General features: G+C 70.1%; 17 protein-coding genes. 12 read left to right on the forward strand and 5 right to left on the reverse strand.

All coding sequences use genetic code 11. The features are described 5' to 3' along the window. Window positions 1-168: 168 nt before the first annotated feature. Window positions 169-1,476, reverse strand: a complete 1,308-nt coding sequence (locus ACWCYO_RS16640; protein ID WP_449784613.1) for an extracellular solute-binding protein — start codon at window positions 1,474-1,476, stop codon at window positions 169-171. Window positions 1,477-1,690: 214 nt separating this feature from the next. Here ACWCYO_RS16640 and ACWCYO_RS16645 point away from each other — a divergent pair, with 214 nt between their 5' ends. From ACWCYO_RS16645 to ACWCYO_RS16675, 7 genes are all read left to right on the forward strand, one after another. After that, window positions 1,691-2,929, forward strand: a complete 1,239-nt coding sequence (locus ACWCYO_RS16645) for an ROK family transcriptional regulator (protein ID WP_270142848.1) — start codon at window positions 1,691-1,693, stop codon at window positions 2,927-2,929. Between the two features lie 196 nt (window positions 2,930-3,125). Further along, complete coding sequence (locus tag ACWCYO_RS16650; protein ID WP_449784614.1) at window positions 3,126-5,744, forward strand: RICIN domain-containing protein; 2,619 nt, start codon at window positions 3,126-3,128, stop codon at window positions 5,742-5,744. 383 nt (window positions 5,745-6,127) lie between these two features. Next, the gene (locus tag ACWCYO_RS16655; RefSeq protein WP_449784615.1) at window positions 6,128-8,959 is read left to right on the forward strand and encodes an RICIN domain-containing protein; all 2,832 of its coding nucleotides are present in this window, start codon (window positions 6,128-6,130) and stop codon (window positions 8,957-8,959) included. Between the two features lie 311 nt (window positions 8,960-9,270). Beyond that, window positions 9,271-9,522 carry a winged helix-turn-helix transcriptional regulator gene (locus ACWCYO_RS16660; RefSeq protein WP_449784616.1) on the forward strand — a complete coding sequence of 84 codons (252 nt, stop codon included), beginning with the start codon at window positions 9,271-9,273 and terminating at the stop codon, window positions 9,520-9,522. A 104-nt stretch (window positions 9,523-9,626) separates the two neighbouring features. Further along, window positions 9,627-9,962 (forward strand): hypothetical protein, encoded by a 336-nt coding sequence (locus ACWCYO_RS16665; protein ID WP_449784617.1) that lies wholly within the window; start codon window positions 9,627-9,629, stop codon window positions 9,960-9,962. Beyond that, window positions 9,959-10,087, forward strand: a complete 129-nt coding sequence (locus tag ACWCYO_RS16670) for a hypothetical protein (protein ID WP_449784618.1) — start codon at window positions 9,959-9,961, stop codon at window positions 10,085-10,087. The genes ACWCYO_RS16665 and ACWCYO_RS16670 overlap by 4 nt, the downstream gene beginning before the upstream one ends. Beyond that, the gene (locus ACWCYO_RS16675) at window positions 10,084-10,290 is read left to right on the forward strand and encodes a hypothetical protein (RefSeq protein WP_449784619.1); all 207 of its coding nucleotides are present in this window, start codon (window positions 10,084-10,086) and stop codon (window positions 10,288-10,290) included. Before ACWCYO_RS16670 ends, ACWCYO_RS16675 begins: the two co-directional genes overlap by 4 nt. Before the next feature lie 598 nt (window positions 10,291-10,888). Here the strand turns inward: ACWCYO_RS16675 and ACWCYO_RS16680 are convergent. The 4 genes from ACWCYO_RS16680 to ACWCYO_RS16695 form a co-directional block, all read right to left on the reverse strand. Continuing rightward, window positions 10,889-11,989 carry an NlpC/P60 family protein gene (locus ACWCYO_RS16680; protein ID WP_449784620.1) on the reverse strand — a complete coding sequence of 367 codons (1,101 nt, stop codon included), beginning with the start codon at window positions 11,987-11,989 and terminating at the stop codon, window positions 10,889-10,891. A gap of 563 nt (window positions 11,990-12,552) precedes the next feature. Next, window positions 12,553-12,975, reverse strand: a complete 423-nt coding sequence (locus ACWCYO_RS16685; RefSeq protein WP_449784621.1) for a peptidoglycan-binding domain-containing protein — start codon at window positions 12,973-12,975, stop codon at window positions 12,553-12,555. A 154-nt stretch (window positions 12,976-13,129) separates the two neighbouring features. Then, window positions 13,130-13,681 (reverse strand): MarR family transcriptional regulator, encoded by a 552-nt coding sequence (locus ACWCYO_RS16690; RefSeq protein ID WP_449784622.1) that lies wholly within the window; start codon window positions 13,679-13,681, stop codon window positions 13,130-13,132. A gap of 300 nt (window positions 13,682-13,981) precedes the next feature. Further along, the gene (locus ACWCYO_RS16695) at window positions 13,982-16,879 is read right to left on the reverse strand and encodes an AfsR/SARP family transcriptional regulator (RefSeq protein ID WP_449784623.1); all 2,898 of its coding nucleotides are present in this window, start codon (window positions 16,877-16,879) and stop codon (window positions 13,982-13,984) included. Window positions 16,880-17,174: 295 nt separating this feature from the next. Between ACWCYO_RS16695 and ACWCYO_RS16700 the strand changes: the two genes are divergently transcribed. The 5 genes from ACWCYO_RS16700 to ACWCYO_RS16720 all read left to right on the forward strand — a co-directional run. After that, a complete protein-coding gene (locus ACWCYO_RS16700; protein WP_449784624.1) occupies window positions 17,175-17,546 on the forward strand; it encodes a peptidoglycan-binding domain-containing protein in 372 nt (123 codons plus the stop codon). Between the two features lie 468 nt (window positions 17,547-18,014). Continuing rightward, a complete protein-coding gene (locus tag ACWCYO_RS16705; RefSeq protein WP_449784625.1) occupies window positions 18,015-18,386 on the forward strand; it encodes a peptidoglycan-binding domain-containing protein in 372 nt (123 codons plus the stop codon). A gap of 349 nt (window positions 18,387-18,735) precedes the next feature. Next, on the forward strand, window positions 18,736-19,065 hold the full coding sequence (locus tag ACWCYO_RS16710) for a hypothetical protein (RefSeq protein WP_449784626.1): 330 nt from the start codon (window positions 18,736-18,738) through the stop codon (window positions 19,063-19,065). Window positions 19,066-19,300: 235 nt separating this feature from the next. Next, on the forward strand, window positions 19,301-21,085 hold the full coding sequence (locus ACWCYO_RS16715; RefSeq protein WP_449784627.1) for a phosphatidylglycerol lysyltransferase domain-containing protein: 1,785 nt from the start codon (window positions 19,301-19,303) through the stop codon (window positions 21,083-21,085). A 197-nt stretch (window positions 21,086-21,282) separates the two neighbouring features. Beyond that, window positions 21,283-21,904: FAD-dependent oxidoreductase (locus ACWCYO_RS16720; RefSeq protein WP_449784628.1), on the forward strand; the 622-nt coding region annotated here is incomplete at its 3' end.

The raw sequence follows: 21,904 nt of genomic DNA on the forward strand, positions 1-21,904 counted from the left end.
TTGATCGGGCCGGGGCGCCCCCGCCCGACCGGTCCCTTGCCGCTGAGCAGCGGGCGGTGTGGGGCCGGCCGGTGGGCGGCCCCACCCCGATCGGGGTCAGACGGAGCAGGGCCGGTCAGTGGGTGGTCCCACACGGTTGGGGGTGGTGCGGAACCGGTCGACGGGGCTTCAGCCGGCGACGGTCAGGCCCTGCTGCTTCATGCCGGCCACCGTCTTGCCCTGCACGTCGGTGAGCATGGTGGGCAGGGTGGTGCTGCCGGTGCCGGCCTTGCCGAGGCCGTCGCCGAGGTCGGTGGCGGTCTGCGTCATGGTGGGGCCCCACTGCCAGGTGGTGGCGATGTGGGCGGTCTCGGCCTTGAAGACGTCGTAGATGGTCTGGCCGCCGTAGAACGGGTCCGGCGCGGAGAGCGCGGGGTTGGCCAGGCCCGAGGTGGCGGCGGGGTAGATGCCGGTGACCTTGATCAGGTTGCTGACGCTGTCGGCGTCGGTGCTCATCCAGGTGGCGAATTCGGTGGCCTCCTTGGCGTGGGCGCAGCCCTTGAGGACCACGGTGGCCGAGCCGCCGTCGTTGCCGTACGCGGGGTTGGCGGCGTCCCACACCGGCATCGGGGCAACCGCCCACTGCCCGGCGCCGCCCTTGACGCTGCTGGCGATGATCGGGGCGTCCCAGACCGCGTTGACGTCGGAGAGGATCTTGCCGCCCGTCATGTCGTTGTAGAGCGAGGGGTCGTAGCTGGGATCGGTCTTCAGCAGCTTCTTGTCCAGCAGGTCCTGCCAGTAGGAGGCGACCTTCTGATTGGCGGCGTTGTTCAGGGACACCTGCCACTGGTCGCCTCCGGTGCCGAACCAGCCCGCGCCGGCCTGCCAGGCCAGCCCGGCGTAGTTGTAGGCGTCGTTGCCGAAGTCGCCGAGATAGACGGACGGGTCGGCGGCATGCACCTTGGCGGCGTCGGCGGCGTACTCTTCCCAGGTGGCCGGCGGGGTGGTGATGCCGTACTTGGCGAACAGGTCCTTGCGGTACATCAGCGCCATCGGCGCGGTGTCGACCGGGATGCCGTAGGTGCGGGCCTCGACGGTGACCTGGTTCCAGGTCCAGCCGGCGAACTGGGACTTGGCGTCGTCCGCGTACTTCGTGATGTCGTCCAGCGCGCCGGCGGCGGCGAAGCTGGGCAGCGTCTCGTAGCCGACCTGGGCCAGGCACGGGGCGTTGCCGGCCTTGGCGGCGGTGAGCATCTTGGTGTAACCGCCCTTGCCACCGGAGGCGGTCTTGTCGATGGTGACCTGGATGTCCGGGTGGGTCTTGTTGAACAGGGCGACGGACTGGTCGTAGCCCGGGGCCCAGCCCCAGAAGTCGAGCTTGACCGGGCCCGACGCGGAGCCCGAGCCGCTGTTGCCGCTGGACGAACAGCCGGCGACGAGGGCCGCCGCCATCACGACCGTGAGCGCGGCGGCCATCGAAACAGGTCTTGCCTTCACGTGTATCTCCTCGTGCCCGGATGGAGAGCCGAAATCACAATTCGTTCGGTTATTGTTTGAACCAAACCTGTTAAAGTCAAGAGCAGCGACAGGAGACCGTCGACGGCCGTGAGCACAGGCCACCAAGCCCCGCCCGGCGGTCTCGGGGGTGAACGCGCGAGAGGAGTGGTTGGTGAAGGCAGCGCTTCAGGGGTCGGGCGTGCGAAGTCTGGCCATGGCGGGACCCGCCGTCGCCCGGGACCGCTCCTCGTCCCGCCGGGCCAACCTCGGCATGGTGCTGCGACTGCTGCGCGACGAGGGCCCCCGCTCGCGCGCGCGCATCTCCGACGACACCGGCCTGCCCAAGGCCACGGTCTCCAACCTGACCGCGGAACTGCTGGAGGGCGGTCTGATCCGCGAGGGCCAGGCCGAGCGCGACCGCGGCACGGTCGGCCGCCCCGGACAGGCCGTGGAGATCGACGGCAGCGGCGTCCACGGCATCGGCGCCGAGATCAACGTGGACTACGTCAGCCTGCTCGCCCTCAACCTCAAGGGCCAGATCACCGCCGAGCAGCGGATCCCCTTCGACGTGCGGGCCGCCGGGCCCGACGCCACCCTGGACACCACCGCGCAGCTGGTCGCCCGGGGCATCGAGACACTGCGCCGTGACGGCGGACGCGTCGCCGGGGTCACCCTGGCCACGCCCGGTGCCACCGACATGAACACGGGCACGGTCGGCTTCGCGTCCAACATCGGCTGGCGCGACGTGCCGGCCATCGCCGGCCTGCGCGAGCGCCTGGGGCCGGGCGCCCCGGAGCTGCACCTGGAGAACGACGCGAAGCTCGGCGCGCTGGCCGAGTACGTGACCGCCTCCGCCGACAACGTCCGCGACCTCGTCTACGTCACCGGCCAGACCGGCGTCGGGGTCGGCATCATCGCCGGCGGGCAGCTGCTGCGCGGCGCCGGCGGCTACGCGGGCGAGGTCGGCCACCTCCAGCTGGTGCCCTCCGATCAGCTGTGCGCCTGCGGCCGGCGCGGCTGCTGGGAGACCACCATCGGCCGCGGCGCCCTGCTGCGCTACGCCGCCGACCCCGGCGACCTGGTCTGGGACCCCATGGTGGACCTGGAACGGCGCCTCGCCGAGCTGCGCGACCGTGCGAGCGCCGGGGACGCCCGCACGCTGGAGGCGCTGCAGCGGATCGCCGACAACCTGGCCCCCGGACTGGCCTTGCTGGCCGACATCCTCAACCCGCGGCTCATCGTCCTCGGCGGCCACTTCGCCTTCTTCGGCGAGTACCTGATCGACAGCGTGACCGCCCAGGTCCGCGAGCGCGTGATGGCCCCGAACGCCGGCGGCTGCGAGATCGTCCTGTCCACCACCGGCCTGACCGGCACCGCCCGCGGCGGCGCGCTGCTCGCCCTCGACGCCGTCTACCAGGACCCGACCAGCGCCATGACGCCAGCCCAGCGCTGACTCCCGCCAGCCGCGGGCCGTCCGCCTCCAACTCCGGGGCGACGGCCCGCCCTGATCATCATCAGATCACCATGCAGCCGGTTCTCATGCACGGGGGTTGACATCCCTGCCGATAAGTTCGGATTCTGGCGGAACTAATAATCGGCCGCGCTGCCACCCCCTCCTGCGGGCAGCGCGCAACCGGAAGGATTCCCCCATGAGACGGACGACGTCCCGGCTGTCACGGGCCTCGCTCGTGCCGGTCCTGACCCTGGCAGCGGCAACCTGCCTCCCCCTCGCCTCCGCGCCAAGCGCCTCCGCCTCCGCCACCGCCACCGCCACCGCCGGCACGGTCACCATCGGCGGCGAGTGCCTGGACGACGCGAACGCCGGCACCGCCGACGGCAACACCATCCAACTGCTCGGCTGCAACGGCTCGACCGAGCAGCAGTGGACCTGGCACACCGACGGCAGCGTCACCGCGTTCGGCAAGTGCCTCGACGTCACCGACGCCTCCAACGCCACCGGCGCCCTGATCCAGCTCTACGGCTGCAACTCCCAGCCCAACCAGAAGTTCGGCTGGCTCCCGGACGGCACCATCTACAGCGCCAAGTCCGCCAAGTGCCTGGCCGTGCAGGGCACCTCGATCACGGCCAACGCCCGCGTCGGCCTCGCCCCGTGCACCCCCGCGTCGACCGAGGTCTGGGGCGGCACCTCGGCCCCGCCCGCGCCGTACACCCTCTCGGCGGGCAAGCCCGTCCCGTTCGGCAACGCCGACGACACCCCGGCCGCCGGCTACACCGACAGCAACGGCCGGTTCTACTACCAGTCGGCACACTCGCTGTACGGCGCGACCGACGGCCGCAGCTGGCAGTTCTACAGCGGCTCGAACTTCGACACCGCCACCCGCGCACCGATCAGCAGCGCGGTGAACCCCGCCAACCCCCAGGACAGCAACTCCGACACCACCTGGCGCTGCAACAACAGCCCCACCGGCCTGAGCGCGACCTACGCACCGGCCGGCTCCGGCTACGCCCAGCGCAACTACTGCGACCTGGTCGGGGTCTGGGTCGACCCCGACACCGGCTGGTGGTACGGCCTGGTGCACAACGAGTTCACCCCGCAGCCCTTCGGCGACGGCCTGCACTACGACGCCATCGACTACACCGTCTCCAAGGACCAGGGCAAGACCTGGACCATCGTCGACCACGCCATCACCACCCCCTACAGCACCGTGCGCGGCGACAACGCCACGTTCCCCAACTCCACCTACTACTACGGCGACGGCGACCCACGCCTGTTCGTCGACTACCGCTCCGGCTACTTCTACGTCTTCTACATGTCCCGCGCCGTCGACGAGAACGGCGGCTGGGGCGGCTTCGAGGAGCACGTCGCCCGCGCGCCGATCTCCCAGAAGATGGCCCGCTCCTCGTGGACCAAGTGGGAGGACGGCTCCTGGTCCACCCCCGGCATCGGCGGCGCCGAGAGCGACATCGTCCCCGCCCAGGGCGTCGGCACCGGCTACCTCGCCCCCGGCGACGGCTACTCCCCCGACAACACCGGCAGCATCAGCGCCCAGATCGCCGCCGGCACCATCCCGGCCCCCTCCCAGCTGTCCGTGCTGAACATCGCCTGGGACGCCTACCTGGGCAAGTACATCGGCACCCCCGAGAACGAGGCCGGCTCCAACCAGCCCCAGCACTACTACGTCACCGACGACCTCGCGACCCAACAGTGGACCGACATCGGCACCGCCGGCGGCCCGCAGAGCTCCTGGTACCGCTGGCTGGTGGACTCCGGCAGCAAGACCGGCACCACCGTCCTCGGCCGGACCTTCCGCTCGTACTGCTGGATCAGCTGCTCCACTGGGGACGGTGAGTACTCCGACGTCACGATCGCCCCCACCTCCGCCGCGGCCCTGCCGACCGCGCCGGTCAGTGGCGGCGTACCGTACCAGCTCGCGGCGGGCAACGGCCGGTACCTGGCCCAGAGCGGTGGCACCCTCACCACCTCCGCCACCGCCGGCGCCGCCGCCCAGCAGTGGACCTTCACCCCCACCAGCGACGGCTTCTACACCATCGCCAACGCCGCCACCGGCCAGCTGCTCGCCGTCGACTCCACCACCGACGCCGGACGTGCCTGGGGCGCCGCCCCGACCCTCCAGGGCCACGGCACCAGTCCCACGGTCGGCCAGCAGTGGTCCATCCAGACCATCGTGCAGAGCCCGGCGAGCAGCGGCCCGTCCACCCCCACCGGTGGCTACCGCCTGGTCAACCGCTACAGCGACCTGGCGCTCAGCCTCACCGGCGGCCCCCAGGCCGTGACCACCTCCCCGCAGCGCACTTGGAACAACACGAGCAGCGGCGGCGACACCCGCCCGGTCTCCGCACAGACGCTCACCTTCACCGCGGCCACCGGCACCCCGAGCCTCAACGGCACCCACGTCCTGTCGGTCTCCGGCAAGGCCCTGGACGACCCCAACTGGTCGACCACCGCCGGCACCCAGCTCGACACCTGGACCACCAACGGCGGCCAGAACCAGGGCTGGACCTTCACCCGGCAGCCCGACGGCTCCTACACCCTCACCAACGCCTACTCCCAGCTGTGCGCGGACGACCAGGGCGGCTCCACCACGCCCGGCACCGCCGTGATCCAGTGGAGCTGCACCGGCAACGACAACCAGCACTGGACGGTCAACCGGCTCCCGTCCGGCGGCTACACCCTCACCAACGTCCACACCGGGCTCCTGCTGACCACAGCCGACACCGCCGACGGCGCCCTGCTGACCCAACAGCCGGACGGCAGCACACCGTTGCAGCAGTGGAAGATCGACTGACCATCTGAACATACCGGTCGTGGCACCACTGTCGCGGGAGTCCCCGCACGGACTCCCGCGGCGAGCCACGTCCGCCCCCGCCCCCGCCGGGCGGGCGCGCTCCCCCGCCCGGCCTCCCCGCGAATCCTCACGCCAGTTCCGGCGCGATCCATGGCACCTGCCCACCGCAAGCGCCGACACTGCCCCCGGTCGCCGCCCGCCCCCGCTGCACCTCGACCGGGTGGGACCGACCTCGGGAACGTCGAGCACGGACCCAACTCCGCGGTGCGCGACCCGGACCGTGCCACGGCCCACGGCGACGACCGAGGCACAACACCGGCCCGCCCGCCGGCCGCACCTGTCCAGCACGTCGTTCACGACACCGAACAGATCGGAGAAGCCACGTGCCGTCTGGAATACGTCGACGCGCGCGAGCACTCGGCCTGACCGCCGCCGTCGCGCTGGCCGCCGCGCTGTCGCTCGCGCCACCGGCCCCGCCACGCGCCCATGCCGCGACCGCGACCACGGCCTGGCAGGACGGGCAGTTCACCGTGGACACCCCGAACCTGGTCCGGCGTTCCAACGTGGTGCTGGGGCGTCCCAACGCCGCGCAGTCGCAGTTCATGCCGCTGGGCAACGGCACCCTCGGCGCCGCCGTGTGGGCCGCCGGCGGCTTCACCGCTCAGCTGAACCGCTCCGACACCTACCCCGACCGCAAGTCGCCGGGCTGGCTGACCATCCCCGGCCTGGCCAAGCTCACCGGCGCGACCGACTACAGCGCCCATCTTGACCTCTACGACGGCACGTTCACCGAGTCCGGCGGCGGCATGACCGCCACCGCCTCCGTGCGGGCCGACAAGGACGAACTCGTCGTCGACGTCACCGGCGCCGACCCGAACTCCCAGCAGAGCGCGCAGCTCTCACTCTGGTCGGGCCGCTCCCCGCAGGCCCTCGCGTCCGGAGCGCTCGGCACGCTGGCCGAGACCTGGGTCGACAACACCCAGCCCGGTGCGAGCGGTGCGGTCTTCGGCTCCCTCGGCGCCGTCACGGCGGGCGGCCAGAACGTCAGCGCGGCCGTCGTCGATCCTGAGACCGTCAAGGTCTCCTTCAGCCCCCACCCGGACGGCTCGTTCCGCGTCGTCGCCGCCGCTCCGCACTGGACCGGCGGCGACGCACAGGCCACCGCGACGCGGCTGCTCGGCACGGACGCGAGCGCCGCGTCCGCCGCGCTGGAAGCAGCCCACCTGGCCTGGTGGCACTCCTACTGGGGGCGGATCGGGCTGGTCAGGTTCTCCGCCGCGGACGGGAGTGCCGACTACCTGGAGAACCTGCGCACGCTCGACCTGTACGACGCGGCCGCGGAGAGCCGCGACACCTACCCCGGCTCCCAGGCCGGGGTCGCCGACCTGTTCTCGCCCTACCAGGACGACCACAAGTGGGACCCGGGCTCCTACTGGCAGTGGAACATGCGCATGCAGGTCCAGGCGAACCTGTCGGCGGGTGCCTTCGATCTCAACACCCCCTACTTCAACCTCTACCGCGACAACCTGACGAACATCCAGTCCTGGACCCAGGCCCACATGGGACAGCGCCCGGGCAGCTGCGTGCCGGAGACGATGCGCTTCAACGGCCAGGGCTACGAGTACGAAACCTGGCTCTCCTCCCCCGGCCTCAACTGCGACGCCGCCTCCGGGCCGTACTACAACGCGCGCACCATCTCGACCGGTGCCGAGGTCGGGCTGTGGGTGTGGCGGCAGTATCTGATGACACGTCAAACCTCGTTCCTCGCCGCCAACTACCCGCTGATGGCCCAGGCCTCCCGGTTCCTGCTCGCCTACGCGACCACCGGGCCCGACGGCTACCTGCACACCTATCCGTCCAACGCGCACGAGACCCAGTGGGACGTCCACGACCCCACGACCGACCTCGCGGCCATGCAGGCCCTCTTCCCCGCCACGGTCCAGGCCGCCCGGCTCCTGGGCCGGGACCCGGACCTGGTCACCCAGCTCGACGCCGCGATCCCGGAGCTCCGCCCGTTCGCGCGCACCGACGCCGCCACCCAGTCCCAGCTGCTGACCCCCGCCGCCGACGCCGCCGGCACCGACGTGATCGCGCCGTCCTACGACCCGTCCGCGTCGAAGATGAACTCCGAGAACATCGGCCTGGAACCGGTGTGGCCCTACGGGCTCATCGGTGACTCCGGGAGCCTGTCCGACCTCGCCGAGCGCACCTACGCCGACCGGCCCAACCAGGAGGTCAACGACTGGAGCGACGACCCGATCCAGGCGGCCCGGCTGGGCCTGGGCAGCGAGGTCGCCGCCACCCTCACCGGCCTGACCGAGCGGTACCAGCACCTGCCGTCTGGCCTGGCGACGTTCGTCGGTGACGAGCCATACGTCGAACAGCAGGGTGTCGTGGCCGCGGCGCTCGACGAAGCCCTGGTCCAGGACTACGACGGGCTGATCCGCATCGCCCCCGCCCTGCCGGCGGGCTGGGACGCCGACGGGACGGTGTTCGTCCAGGGCGGCAGCAAGGTCTCGGTCCAGGTGCACGGCGGAACCGTGACCACCGTCGGCGTCAACGCGGGCTCCACCGGGACGCTCAAGCTGCGCAACCCCTGGCCCGGCCAGCCGGTCGAGGTCGTCGACGGACGCGACGAGACCACGCTCGTCGTCGCTCCCACCGCCGCCACGCAGATCTCCATCCCCGTCGTGGCCGGGCGCTCCTACCTCGTCCAGCGACCCTCCGCGCCCGTCAGCGCCCTGCCGGTGGCGGCGGTGACCGGCATGCCCCCCACCGCCGCGCGCACGCTCGGCCCGGTGTCGATCGGCCTGCCCGCCACGGCCGCGCCGAACGACCAGCCCCTGGTCAGCGCAGCCTCCAGCCGATGCCTGGACGACCCGGGGGGCAGCACCAGCCCCGGCACCCGCGTCGACATCTGGGACTGCGGCGGGGGCGCCAACCAGAACTGGACCTACACCTCCGGCCAGGCGCTCACCACCGAGGGCCTGTGCCTGGACGCCAGCGGCGGCGGCACCTCCCCCGGCACGGCCGTCATCCTCTGGCCCTGCCAAGGCTCGGCCAACCAGCAGTGGGCCTTCGCCACGGACGGCACCATCCGCGGCGTCCGGTCCGGCCTGTGCCTGGACGTGACCGCCGGCGCCACCGGCAACGGCACCCCGCTCGAGCTGTGGAACTGCACCGCCGCCGCCAACCAGCACTGGAGCACGGCATGAGCGTCAGGGGACGGAGCAGGCCTCCTCGAGCGACTGCGCCGTGCGCAACAGCTGGGACCGCGCTCTCGCGTGACCGGCACTCGGCCCGGCTTGGCGATCAGCCAGGCTGCTCCGCCCGGCCTACCTTGGCGCGGCTAACGCGTTCGCACCACCTCGCCGGCCGACGAGCCCGCTGACCCGCCGCGGCGCAGGCCGACCCACCGGCCTGCGCCGCTGCCACGAGGCCGGGTCCGTCCGCACCACATCGTGGCCTGCACCGTCCCGCTCCTCTTGAGCGGACAGGGTGCCGCCATGGCCCTGGGCGAACCACTGTGGGTGGAGTCAGCGAGCGCAGGCTGTCGCAGACACTGAAGACGCTCGAGCGTGACGGGGTGGTGGATCGGAAGCTGGTGCGTTCCATTCCGTCTCACGTCGAGTACAGCCTCACCCCGACGGGCGAGGTGGTCGTCGACTCGCTCGGTGAGCTGCTGTCCACGATCACCGAGTTCTCGCCACGGGTCGCAGCCGCACGGCGGCGTTACGACGAGAAGCAGACTCAGGCCCAGGAGAACCCGGAGCGGTAAACCAGAGTCGCGTGCTGGGCACCGGCTGCTTTGGCCCGAAGGCCTCCCGGCTGTACCGGTGAATCAGACGCCCACGGTTCATGGGGCAGCCGACAGTCAACGGCATGTCTCCGACCACACCGATCCCGGCCAAGTACGTCGGCGACTCGGCGACCTTCACCATCAACGCCGACGACCCGGCCCCCGGCCCGAACCTGTGGGCCTCAGGCGTCGCCTGCATCCGCGTCACCACCGACCCGACGCCGGTCGTCGGCTGGGGCTGCAACCGCTCCGACACCATCAAGCCCGGCCAGCCGCACACCTACACGCCGCGCAACTGGGGCACCAACACCCTGTACGCCTGGGCGATGGACGTCGCGGGCAACTACAGCCAGGCCGCGGTCTACAACTTCTACGCGCGCCCTGGAAGCCCGGCACCCAGCCGGTGTTCGGCGACGTGAACAACGACCAGAAGCCGGACATCGTCCTCACCGACAAGACCGGCGACCTGCGGGTCATCGGCGGCGACGCCGACCCGTCAACCTCGCTGGCCGCCCCGGCCGCGGGCCGCGCCCGGCGCCCGTGACTACGGCAACGACGGGACCGGCCGTCTGCCCGGACGGCCGCATCGTCAACAACGCCACCATCACCACCGGCGACCCCAACACCGGCCGCTGCATCGAACTCCACGGCTGGGCCGCGGCACAAGGCACCCGCCTCGACATCTGGGACTGCCCCGACCTCCAGGACAACGTCCGCTGGACCCTACAGCCCGAACGCACCCCGTAGTGCGGGCCAGAGCGAGAGGATGAGCTGATCCAGTAGACGTGGGGCGGGCTCCGAAACGACTTCGGAGGCCGCCCCGAGTCGGCCGGAGAGCAACCGACCAGGTGGTCCTCACCGGTCAGCTGCACCGCCGCCATGGCCAGCGCGAACCCACCCCCGGACAGGCCCGGGTCACGCTCCTTGACCGGACCGACCGCCGCGTCCAGCGCGGCCGTGACACCCAGCGCCCGGTCCAGCTCGGCCACCAGCAACAGGCCGTCGTTCTCCGTCAGCGACCCGTCCGCCTTGCCCACCCGCGCACGCAACCGGCTCCACCGGCCTCCGGGCATGCGGGAGGCGGCACGGCGACGCGATATCGTCTTCACTCGACAGGTGCACTTTCACGTTTGAGCTGGTCACGGTGCAGGAACCCCGATCATCTCAAACCGAAAGCGCACCTGTCGTCGTATCAGCTGACAGCCTCCGCCACCACCCGCGGATTCGGGTCAGAGCGCGTTCCCCATCGCGACGAGGTAGGCGCACTGTTGGAATAGCGCAAGAAAGTTGCTTCGGTACTCGGCGGCGTGGGGGCCGTTATGCGCTGGCCACTCCTGTCCCACCGTCAGAGCGCGTAGTGGTAGTAGCCGATCAGGTTGGACGCCATGCTGACCGGATCCGAGCGGGTGTAGGCACCGGTGAAGGGCGCGTTGATCATCATCGGTACCCCGTTGACACTCCCGGTGTAGATGCCGACGTGCTCCGGGGAGCTCGCGTTGGCGCCGAAGAACACCAGGTCACCGGGGATGGCCTGGGACTGGTCGACCGCGTGGAACCGGGGGTTGGCGATCTGGTTCTCCGTCGCCAGGCCGATGTCGCCGGCGCCGGCCTGCCAGTAGATCCAGCGGGTGAATCCCGAGCAGTCCAGGCCTACGGTGTTGCCGGCCGGGCACGGGTTGATCGCGCCGCGGTAGAGGGCGCAGCTGCCGTACGTGGGCCCGGGAATCGAGTCCTTGCCGCCGTCCCAGGCGTAGGGGATGTACTGCCGGGTGGCGTCCTGGGCGAGGCTGACGGCCGCCGCGTACAGGCCCGTGCCCTGGGAGGGCGGGGTCACCGGGGCGGGGAGGTTGTACAGCGAGGCCTTGGTCGCGGGGCCGGCGTAGCCGTCGGCGGTGAGTCCGGCGGAGGCCTGGTAGTTCTGCACGGCCGTGGTGGTGGCCGGGCCGAAGGAGCCGTCGACGGTCAGGTTCGCGCCGTGCGCGTTGAGCAGGTTCTGCAGTTCGGTCACGCAGCCGTCCTGCTGGCCCGCGTGGATGGTCACCGGGCACCGGAGCGAGGTCAGCGCGACCGGCGTCAGCGAGACCGCATACAGCGCGCTCTTGGTGGCCGGCCCGACCTGGCCGTCTACGGTCAGCCGGGCGGAGGTCTGGAAGTTCTGCACCGCGGTGGTGGTGGCCGGGCCGAAGGAGCCGTCGACGGTCAGGTTCGCACCGCGCAGGTTGAGCTGGTGCTGCAGCTCGGTGACGCAGCCGTCGGACTCGCCGGCGGACAGGACCGAGGGGCACGAGGGGTAGTTGAGGTTGAGTGCGGGCGGCGGGGTGGTGTCCGCGGCGGCTCCGGTCGCCGAGCCGAGGCCGAGGGCGGCGGAGACGAGGAGCAGCGCGACCGCGCGGCGGAACCGCGCCGGTGCCCGGTGCCGGGTACGTGAGATGACGGGAGAACGCAAGGTGCCTCCAGGGAGATCCGCCGACGGACGGCGGATGGACTATGGATCAGCCCATCTGGGCAGAACCGACGATCGATCAACACCGTCTCCCCGCACTGTGGGACGGGTGGACGGGTGGGACGGCAATGGGGTCGGGAGCGAGAGGATTCCGGTCGGCGAGCAGCCGACGGGCCGCTGTCAACCGATGAGCTGTCGTCGGACCATCGGCTGATTCTGCATCAAAATCTTGCCGTTTTCGGTCCACTCGCATACCACGAGGCGGCCCCGGCAGGCCGGTTCACGACGCGCCGCACAGGAGTGCCGGCTGCTCGGCGAGCTCCAGTTGTCCAGCTGCGATCACGACGTCGGGCCGACGATGCTGTCCAGGGAAAGCAGCAGGGGCGGTTCTGACAGGACGGCGTTGTTGCAACGACCGGTTGAACCTGGGGAATACACCAACGGCCTACAACGAGCTGTGCGACCGGCTCGGCGTTGTCCAGCCCATGGGGCGGGTCGGGTCGGCGGTCCGCCGCCCCCGTGTGTGTGGAGGGCGGGGGCGGCGGTGTCCGTGCCGTGCCGGGTGGTTACCAGGTGGTGGGCAGGTACGTGTAGCAGTAGGAGGTGCTGGTGCCGCCGCCCGCGCGGTAGGGCATGTCCGAGCCGGTGTAGGCCGGGTCGCCGTGGGCCATGAGGGCGTTGCCGGTCTGGGGGCCGAGGACGCCGTCCTGCGGGAGACCCATCTCCTCCTGGAAGTCCTTGATGGCCTGCTCGGTCTCGGGACCGAAGGTGCCGTCCTCGGCGGGCTCGCGGTGGTCGGAGCCAGAGGTGCGGAACCAGTAGGAGATGTTGTGCTGGGCACACCAGACGCCGTGGGTGTTGTTGGTGTAGCCGGCGCCGATGTATCCGGCGCTCGGGCTGGCGTTGGCGGTGCCAGTGCCGAGGGTGGCGGCAAGCAGCGGCGCTGCGGCGACGGCGGCGATCCTGGCTATGCGCTTACGGTTGACCATCGTGTATGGGTTCCTTTGGTCTGGTGTTGGATGAGCGGGATTCAGACAGCAGCGGCGGTTCTCGTCGGGATGTCCATGCCGTGCGCGCCATGGACAGGCCTCCGAGCTGGCACCGACCTCGTCAGATCTATGGTGTCTGCCAGGTTCAACCGACCTATAACGTGTGGATAATGGATCTTGGTTGGTCGGCCTGGCGGGATCCCTGAGGGAGCCGTATGAAGCCCGCCTCGGAAGACGTGGGGCGGCCAGTTGCCGCAGGCTGTCTTCCAGTTGACGGCGGCTGGGGAGCGGCCGACCAGGGGGCGCGCGGCTCGTCGAAGATCCGGGCCGAGTGGGCCAGGCAGTCCACCGCGCGGTCGGTGAGCCGGATGACCTCGCGGCGGGCGTTGGCGGGGTCGCTGCCGTGTTCGACGTAGCCGAGCTGTTCCAGGTTCTCGATGGTCTTGCCCGTCGCTTGCTTGGAGACGCCGAGCCGCAGCGGAGTTCGATGGCGGTGGTGCTCGGCGGGCCAAATCGCCTGAAAGACGAAGCCGTGCACGGGGCGCAGGCCGGGGTGGTGGCCTTCGCGAGCGATGCGGTCGTGCAGCTCGTCGATGATCGACCGAAAGGCGAGCGGTAGGTGGAGGGTGAGCTCGAAGCCGGGCAGGGCGTTGGCGGAAGAAGGCGCGGCTGCGGCGCTTTCGGTGAGGTGGTTGAGCAGAAGCACTCCTTGTCGGCACCCCCTTTGTGGCGGTTGAGGCGGCCGAGCGTGTCGGTGCCGCTTCCTACGCTGCGGCCAGGGCGCGGTCGGCGCCCTGGCCGGTCTGGTGGAGCATGGTCCGGCTTTCCGTGCCCGCCGCTCAGCCAGCGGCCGACGCCGCCTCCCGCCCGTCCGGCCAGTTTGGCCGGTTGGTCGTCTCCGGAGTGACGTTTTGGGTCGATCCGTGTGACGAGTTCAGGCCCTTCGTGGGAACAGGGGCGCTCATTGGCAGGCTGTCCCGTCTGGGCGCCACGCGACTTCCCGTGCTCACGGCATTGCGTGTTCCAGGTCGTCGAGCCCCTTGGTGGCCATCTCGATCCAGGCCGGTAGGTCGTGTTGGTGGGCGAGTTCCAGGGCGCGCTCGAAACAGGTCCTCGCGTCGTTCCACTGGGCGAAGTGGAGGTGTGTGCGGCCGGTGATGACCAGGCAGTCCGCGATATAACCGATGTGTCCGAGTCGTTGCTGGATTTCGAGGGCTTCGTCGAGTGCGGCGAAGGCCTCCTTGCGGCGGTTGAGGCCGCGAAGGGTGTCGCCGAGGTTGGCCAGGGTGATGGCGGTGTTCGGGAGGTTCTCGTGCTTGCGCCACAACTCGAGCGACTCACGCAGGTGGGTCTCGGCAGCCGGGAAGTCGCCGACCGTGAGGAGTGCGTTGCCCATGACACTCAGAATGAGGCCCTCACCGCGATTGTGTCCGTTCGCGCGCTGCTGCTCCAGGGCCTGCCGGGCGTAGCCGAGGGCTTGCTCGCCTTGCCCCAGCTGGTTGTAGCCGACGGCGAGGTCGGTCAATAGGAACGCGATGGCGCTTTCATGCCCGAGCTCTTCAAACAGGGCCAACGAGGCGTGCAGAGCTTCGATTGCCTGCTCGGTGCGGAAGGCCATGCCGTGGTGGATGGCGATCCGTCGGAGCATCCAGGCCTGACCGAGCAGGTCGCCGTTCTCCTCGGCGATCTGCAGGGCCAGGTGCAGGCAGTCCTCTGTTTCGCCGGTCCACCAGTACCGTTTCGCGTATCCCAGCAACCCGTAGGCGATCCGCCAGGCGAGGTCCGGGCGGCTGCAGTGCGCGGCCTGCCTGATTGCCTCTTTGATGTGCGCCAGCTCCTGGACGCACCATCGAAGAGCATGCTCTCCGCTCGTGAAAACGGGCAGCGGGGCCAGCGGAGTCTCGTCTGCGAATGAAAGGTAATGGATACCGGAGTCGATTTTGATGCAGGCGCTGTGCAGCGCCGCCGCGTACCAGATCATCAGACGGACCCTGGCCGTGTCGCGGTCCTCGGAGGTCTCCTCCTCGTCGGCGCGTTCGGCGGCGAACTCGCCCAGCAGGTCGTGGAACCGGTACAGCAACGGGCCGGGGCTCTGCAGCAGGTGGACGTCGACCAGCAATTCGAGCAGGTCGGCGGTGGTGTCGGCGGAACGACCGATGAGGGCGGCGGCCGACTCGACGCTGAAGACGAAACCCGGCCACAACCCCAACAGCCGGAACGCCCGGACTGCCTCGCGCTCCAACGGCTCGTCCCCGAGGGCGAGATAGCTGGAGGCGAACGTCGCCCGCACGCGCAGATGCCCCGCCGACAGCGCCCGCAGCCGCCCGTCACCCGCATCCAGCCGCTGCGCAAGTGTGCTCAGGGACCAGGCCGGCCTCGCCGCGAGACGGGCACCGGTGATCCGCAGTGCCAGCGGCAGCCCCGCACAGGCGGCCAGCACCCGCAGCGCGCCGTCCGGATCCTCCCGCACCCGGCCGGACCCGCACAGCACGGACAGCAGTGCGCGCTGCTCCTCGACGTCCAGGGGCTCCAGGGTGGTCTGGACCGCGCCGGGCAGATCGGCGAGCATCGTGCGGCTGGTGACGACCACCGCACACGGTCCGCTGCCAGGCAGCAGCGGAAGCACCTGCGCGGCGTCACGTGCGTTGTCGAGGAACAGCAGTACCCGGCGGTCGGCCAGGACGGTGCGCAGCAGGGCGGCGCGATCGTCGGTGTGTTCGGGAATCGGTCGCCGCCCGGCCTCGGTGTCGTCGGTACGGCTGAGGTCTGTGAGGAAGCCGGCCAATATGTCGCGCGGCTCGCGGGGCTCGCCGGGTCCGAAGCCGCGCAGATCCACATACAGCTGTCCGTCGGGGAACAGGTGCCGCACCTGCTGAGCGGCGTGGACGGCGAGGGTGGTCTTGCCGATGCCGCCCATGCCCGAGACGACCACGACGGAGGGATGGCCGTGGCTCGTGGCTGCCGCCAGTTGGTCGGTCAGGTCTTTCAGCTCGTTTTCGCGGCCGGTGAAGTCGCTCGTGTCGGCGGGAAGCTGCGCGGGAGCGACTTCCGTCGTGGTCGGCGGTGCCGACAGGATCGGTGACTCGGCGCGGTTGTCAACGGTGCTGTTCACCGTCTCAGCGACAACAGCAGCGACGGGTTCGGGTTGCCAGAGCAGCGCGGGGTCGCAGACCAGCACCTGGTGGTGCACGGCGCGTAGAGCTGGCCCGGGGTCGACTCCGAGTTCTTCCCTCAGCCGGGCGCGGACGTCCTCGAAGACGGCCAGGGCGTCCGCCTGGCGTCCGCTCCGGTAGAACGCGGTGATCAACCGGACGTGGAACTCCTCGTGCAGCGGATACTCGGCCACCCAGCGGGTGAGCTCGGATATCGCGCTCTGGTGCCGCCCGAGGTGAAGCGCCGCCTCGAAGTACCACTCAGCAGCTTGGAGCTGGTCCTCCTGCAGGGAATGGATGTAGGGGAGCTCCTGCTCGGCGAGCGTCGGCAGGTCACCGAGCGGGGAGCCGCGCCAGGTGGCAAGGGCAGCCGCGGTGTGCTCACTGACCTTAAGCCAGTCGCCCTGTCCGCGTGAGGTGGCGGCAGCAGCAAGCCGGTTGCTGAAGACGGCTGTGTCCAGCTCGCTCTCGTCGACCCGTAGTAGATATCCCGGTGGCACGGTGCGAACGCGGTCATCACCGTCCGGTCCGAGGAAGCGACGCAGTCGGGCTACCTGGTTGTTCAACGCGTTCGTGGCGGTCGCTGGCGGCCTCTCGCCCCACAGGGCGCCTATCAGGCGGTCACGGGCCACTGGTCGGTTCGGCGAGAGCAGCAGTGCGGCGAGCAGGGCTCGACATTTGGGTGGGCGCAGCGTCAGGGCGGCGCCCGAGTCATCCTGAATCGTGAGGTTTCCCAACAGACCGAACCGCATGTACGAACCGCCCCCGCGTGCTCCCGGGCGGCTTCATGCGGATCTCTCCGGGATCTCGCCGGGCCGCCAACAAAGATCGATTACCTACACGTTATCGGTTGATTGTCGGCGGCAGACAAGATCGATCTGACGAGGTAGACGGCGCAGGTCACGTGACTGGTCACGGCCGAACTGGCGGCTGCGCAAGGGCGAGGCTGGGTTCCAACTGCCCAGCCCGGGACTGCAACGCCCCTGAAGAGAATCGCGATAGCGCGATCTACCCACCCAACAGCTTTATCCCGAAAGGCATCTGACCATGGCCGACATCCGTAGGCGATTCATCACCGGCGTCGCTGTCGCCGGTGTGGTCCTGGCATCCGGCATCGCAACCGCGACTACCGCCTCTGCCGCGACTGCCGGATACCCCTGTTCCCAGTACAGCACCTCCGAGCCGGAGCTGAGCTACGGCAGCTCGGGTGATGCCGTAAAGGCCCTCCAGTGCGAGCTGAACCGCGCCGACCCCAACTATGCGGGCAGCCTGGGCGTTGACGGCGACTTCGGCCCGCAGACCCAGAATGCAGTGATCGACTTTCAGCGCTGCGTAGGCCTTCGCCCGGACGGCATCGTCGGCCCGAACACCTGGTCGCAGCTGGACAACTGGAGCACGCGGACCAGCTGGCCCTGTTAGCCTCGATCTTGCATACCGGCTTCGGCGCTTGGCCGGCGGACCGTTTTGCTCGTCCGGGCCGATGTTGCTCTCCTATGGACATGGTGAGGGCCCGGCTGGCGCGTCGGGTGAGCTCAGGGGACACGGTTCCCGAAGACGGGTACCCGTCGGGATGAGGCGATGTCGCTGATCAGCTGGGGGAATCAGCGACGGTCGACAGGCGCCAGAAACAGCGCGGGGACGGGGACGGAGAGGCGCCGCGGCCGCCGTGACCCGCGAACGTTCTGTGGCGGAATAGTCCTCGTCGTTGCGCGACCCGAGCTCGTCTCACTGCGGCACCTGTGGTTCGCCGGATCACTGCACTCGACCCGCTGGTTCGGGCCAATCCCTCCCTCCGGCGGCTGCGACCGGCCGGACGCGTACACCGCCATCGGTCGGACGGTTGCCCGAGGTCGGTCGCCCATGCTTGAGAATTAGAGAGGAATTGACGTGTCGTTCAAGAGTATCGGCGCCAAGGTCGCCGTTGTGGGTGCTTCTGTTGCACTCTCCATTGGCGCGGCCACCGGAACGGCGTTCGCCGACCCTGGCGTTGCCAGCATCGGACCCGGCTCCGACAACACCGCCGGCGTCAAGTGCGTGCAGCGGGCGCTGAACTACTGGGCCGCCGGATCCGGCACTTCGCTGAACGTCGATGGCAGCTTCGGGCAGCTGACGTTCCAGGCGGTGCAGAACTACCAGTCCGCCAACAACCTTTCCGCCGACGGCATCGTGGGCAAGGACACCGGCACGAGCATGTACAACCAGCCGGGCTTCAGCAACTACTTCGGCAACTGCTGGGGCGACATGCCCACCTGGTCCTGACACCAGGCCGGGAGGCCGACGATCAGCACCCAGGCCTGCTGCGGGTGCTCCGCCGTCCTCGGACGACCCGCGCTCGCAGTCCGGCCTCGGCCAACCGATCTGATCAAGTCCACCTCCAGCCGAAGGTGGCGCTCAACAACTGCCTGGACTCCTGGGGCGGCCTGTATCAGGGGACGGAGGCGCCTCTGTACGACTGCGGCGGTTACGCAGGGGAAAACATCTGGTCCCCCACCAACGTCTTCCGGCGCACAGCCCCGATTGGCGACACCCCGGCAGTCGCCTTACTCGCCCCGGCAGTCGGCGCCATCAGCGTCGGCGGCCAGCCGTATCAATCCATGAGGAAGAACCGATGAAGAAGATCACGGCCGCTCTCGGCCTCGCCGGAACGCTCGTTGCGTCCACGATCGCGCTCGCGCCGACGGCATCCGCTGCGGACTCGTGTCCCTGGCCGTACGTGTGCTTCGAGGACGGGAACGGCAACATCCTCACCATGTACAAGGACCAGGGTTGGCAGAACACCAGTTCACTGAGCCAGTCCGCCTCCTACGTCACCGATGCCCGCAACGACGACTGCGCCCAGCTGAAGTACTCCGACGGCTACATCGACAAGATCTACCCCGGACAGGGATGGACCCTGCACGCGCCGATCGTCGCGATCGACATCCTCAACGGCTGCTGACCCGTCACCGGACAACCGGGCATCACCGCGGATCAAGGAAGGCGGTGAACTTCGCGGCGACCCGGCCGGGTCCAGCGTGGAGCGGTCCACCTCGGCCATCAGGACCGGCACCCCGCCTCCGGGCAGCAGGGCCCTACCGGCGCCAGGCAGCTGCGCCGAGCGTGGTGGCGCCCGGATCGACCGGGTCCGCATCCATCTCCACCAGACCGGAACAGAACTCCGAGAGGCATCGTCAATGAGCAATGCCGTCAAGACCCCGTTACGTGTCGACAGCGGCACCGCCGCGGGAACCGGCAGGCGGCAGCCACGGCGGCCGGGCCAGGGGACACCGCTGTCCCGACGCAGCGCGGCCGTACTGGTCTGGTACCTGCGGTTGGTCGGGGCGGTGAACCTGCTGTCCGCGGTATCGCTGGCCTTGCGGGAGAAGGTGCAGGAGCACAACAGCGGTGAGCTGTTCACCCCGTTTATGCTCTTCGCGGGCTTCAGTTCGGCGGCCGCGGCGCTGTTCATGGCGATGATGCTGAGCCGCCGCAAGCGGGTCGCGTGGACTGTCTTCGTGCTGCTGTGCGGCGGGTACGCCGCGCTGTCGGTGTCGGGGCTCGCCTTGAGCGTGTACGGGCGGCACCCGTTCAACTGGGTGTCGCTGGCGGTCACGCTGGTGGTGATGGCCTGCGCGGTGCTGGGACGCCGGGAGTTCTACGCCAAGGGCGACCCGACCAACCTTCAGCTGGCGCTCGCGGTGCTGGGCGCAGGCGCGCTGATCTCGGTGCTGGTGGGTACCACGCTGGTGACCGCCGCCGGGCCCGACGGGGCCGGCGTCGGGGACCGGGTGTGGTACGTGGTGATGCGGCTGGCCACCCTCAGCCGGGACGCGGACTTCAGCACGCTGCACGTCTCCCGCTGGGCAAGCGTGGGCATCAACCTCACCGGTCTGGTGCTCTTCCTGACCGTGCTCTACGCACTCTTCCGCTCGCCGCGCGGCCGCGAACTGCTGGGCCAGGAGGACGAGGAGCGACTGCGGGCGCTGGTGGACAGGCACGGCGCGCGGGACTCGCTGGCCTACTTCGCCCTGCGCCGCGACAAGTCGGTGATCTTCTCGCCGTCCGGCAAGGCGGCCGTCACCTACCGGGTCGTCGGCGGGGTGTCACTGGCCTCCGGGGACCCGCTCGGCGACGTCGAGGCATGGCCCGGCGCGATCGACGCCTGGCTGGCCGAAGCCCGCGGACACGCCTGGATCCCCGCCGTGCTGGGCGCCGGCGAGGAGGCCGGCAACGTCTACGCCCGGCACGGCCTGGACGCCCTGGAACTGGGCGACGAGGCCATCGTGGAGCCCGCCGAATTCACCCTGGAAGGCCGCGCGATGCGCGGCGTGCGCCAGGCGTACAACCGCGTCAAACGGGCCGGCTACACCACCCGGATCCGGCAGCACGCGGACATCCCGCCGCAGGAGATGACCGAACTGATCGAGGCGGCGGACCGCTGGCGCGACGGGCAGACCGAGCGCGGCTTCTCCACTGCGCTGGGCCGCCTCGGCGACCCGGCCGACGGACAGTGCGTGATGCTGGAGTGCTTCGACGCAGAGGGCCGACGACGCGCCCTGCTGAGCTTCGTCCCGTGGGGGCCGAAAGGACTCTCGCTGGACCTGATGCGTCGGGACCAGGCATCGGACAACGGCCTGATGGAATTCATGGTCCTCGATCTGATCGAGCGCGCGAAGACCATGGGAGTGGAGCGGCTCTCGCTGAACTTCGCGGTGTTCCGGTCGGTCTTCGAGGAGGGCGCACGGCTGGGCGCGGGACCGGTTCTGCGGATGTGGCGCTCGGCGCTGCTGTTCTTCTCCCGCTGGTGGCAGCTGGAGTCGCTCTACCGAGCCAACGCCAAGTACCGCCCGATCTGGGAACCCCGCTTCCTGATGTTCGAGAAGAGCGCCCACCTGGTGCGCATCGGCCTGGCCAGCGCCCGCGCCGAGGGGTTCGTCACCACACCGGCGCCCCTGGCCCGGCTGCGCGGCAACCGCTGAAACCCAGCAGTTCCACCTCGACCTGCCCGGTCCCTATCGCGTGCAGCGCACCCTCGCCTGGGCCCAGGGCGACACGGCCCCCACCATCCACCGCGAGCCGACGCCGACCTCGCTCGCCCCGTACTCGGCCGTGGTCGTCCTCCTCACCCCGCGTCACTGACGCCCCTCACCGGACCGGACGGACAAGGACAACAGACATGAAGGTCATGGTGGCCGGAGCCGGAATCGGCGGCCTCTGCCTCGCCCACGGGCTGCTCCGAGCCGGAGTGGACGTGCGGGTCTACGAGCGGGAGAGGTCGGCGCACAGCCGCTACCAGGGCTTCAGGGTCGGTCTGAACGAGCACGGTCTCGCCGCCCTGCACGAGTGCCTGCCACAGCGGCTGCACAACCTGCTGGCGGCCGTCACCGGACCGATGGCAGGCGAGCGGCGGGTCCTCGACCGGCAACTCCACGAGATCCGCCGGCTCGGCCCGGTGGACGGCGGGACGGCCACCGACCGGCACGTGCTGCGCCAACTGCTGCTGACCGGGCTGAGCGGCCGCGTCGAGTTCGGCAAGGCCGTGACCAGCTACGTCGAACGCGCGGACGGCACGGTCGAGGCCCGCTTCGGCGACGGCACCACCGCGACCGGCGACCTGCTCGTGGGCGCGGACGGCATCGGATCGATGATACGCCGCCAACTGCTACCCGAGGCCGAGGTGGTCACCCTCCCCGGCAACGCCGTCCTCGGACGCACCCCCCTCACCGAGCGGTTCGCCGCCCTCGTACCGGGCTTCGGCACGATCGTCCACGGCCCCGGCATCATCATGCTGCTCGGCC

The organism is Kitasatospora sp. NPDC001683 (genome assembly GCF_053596495.1).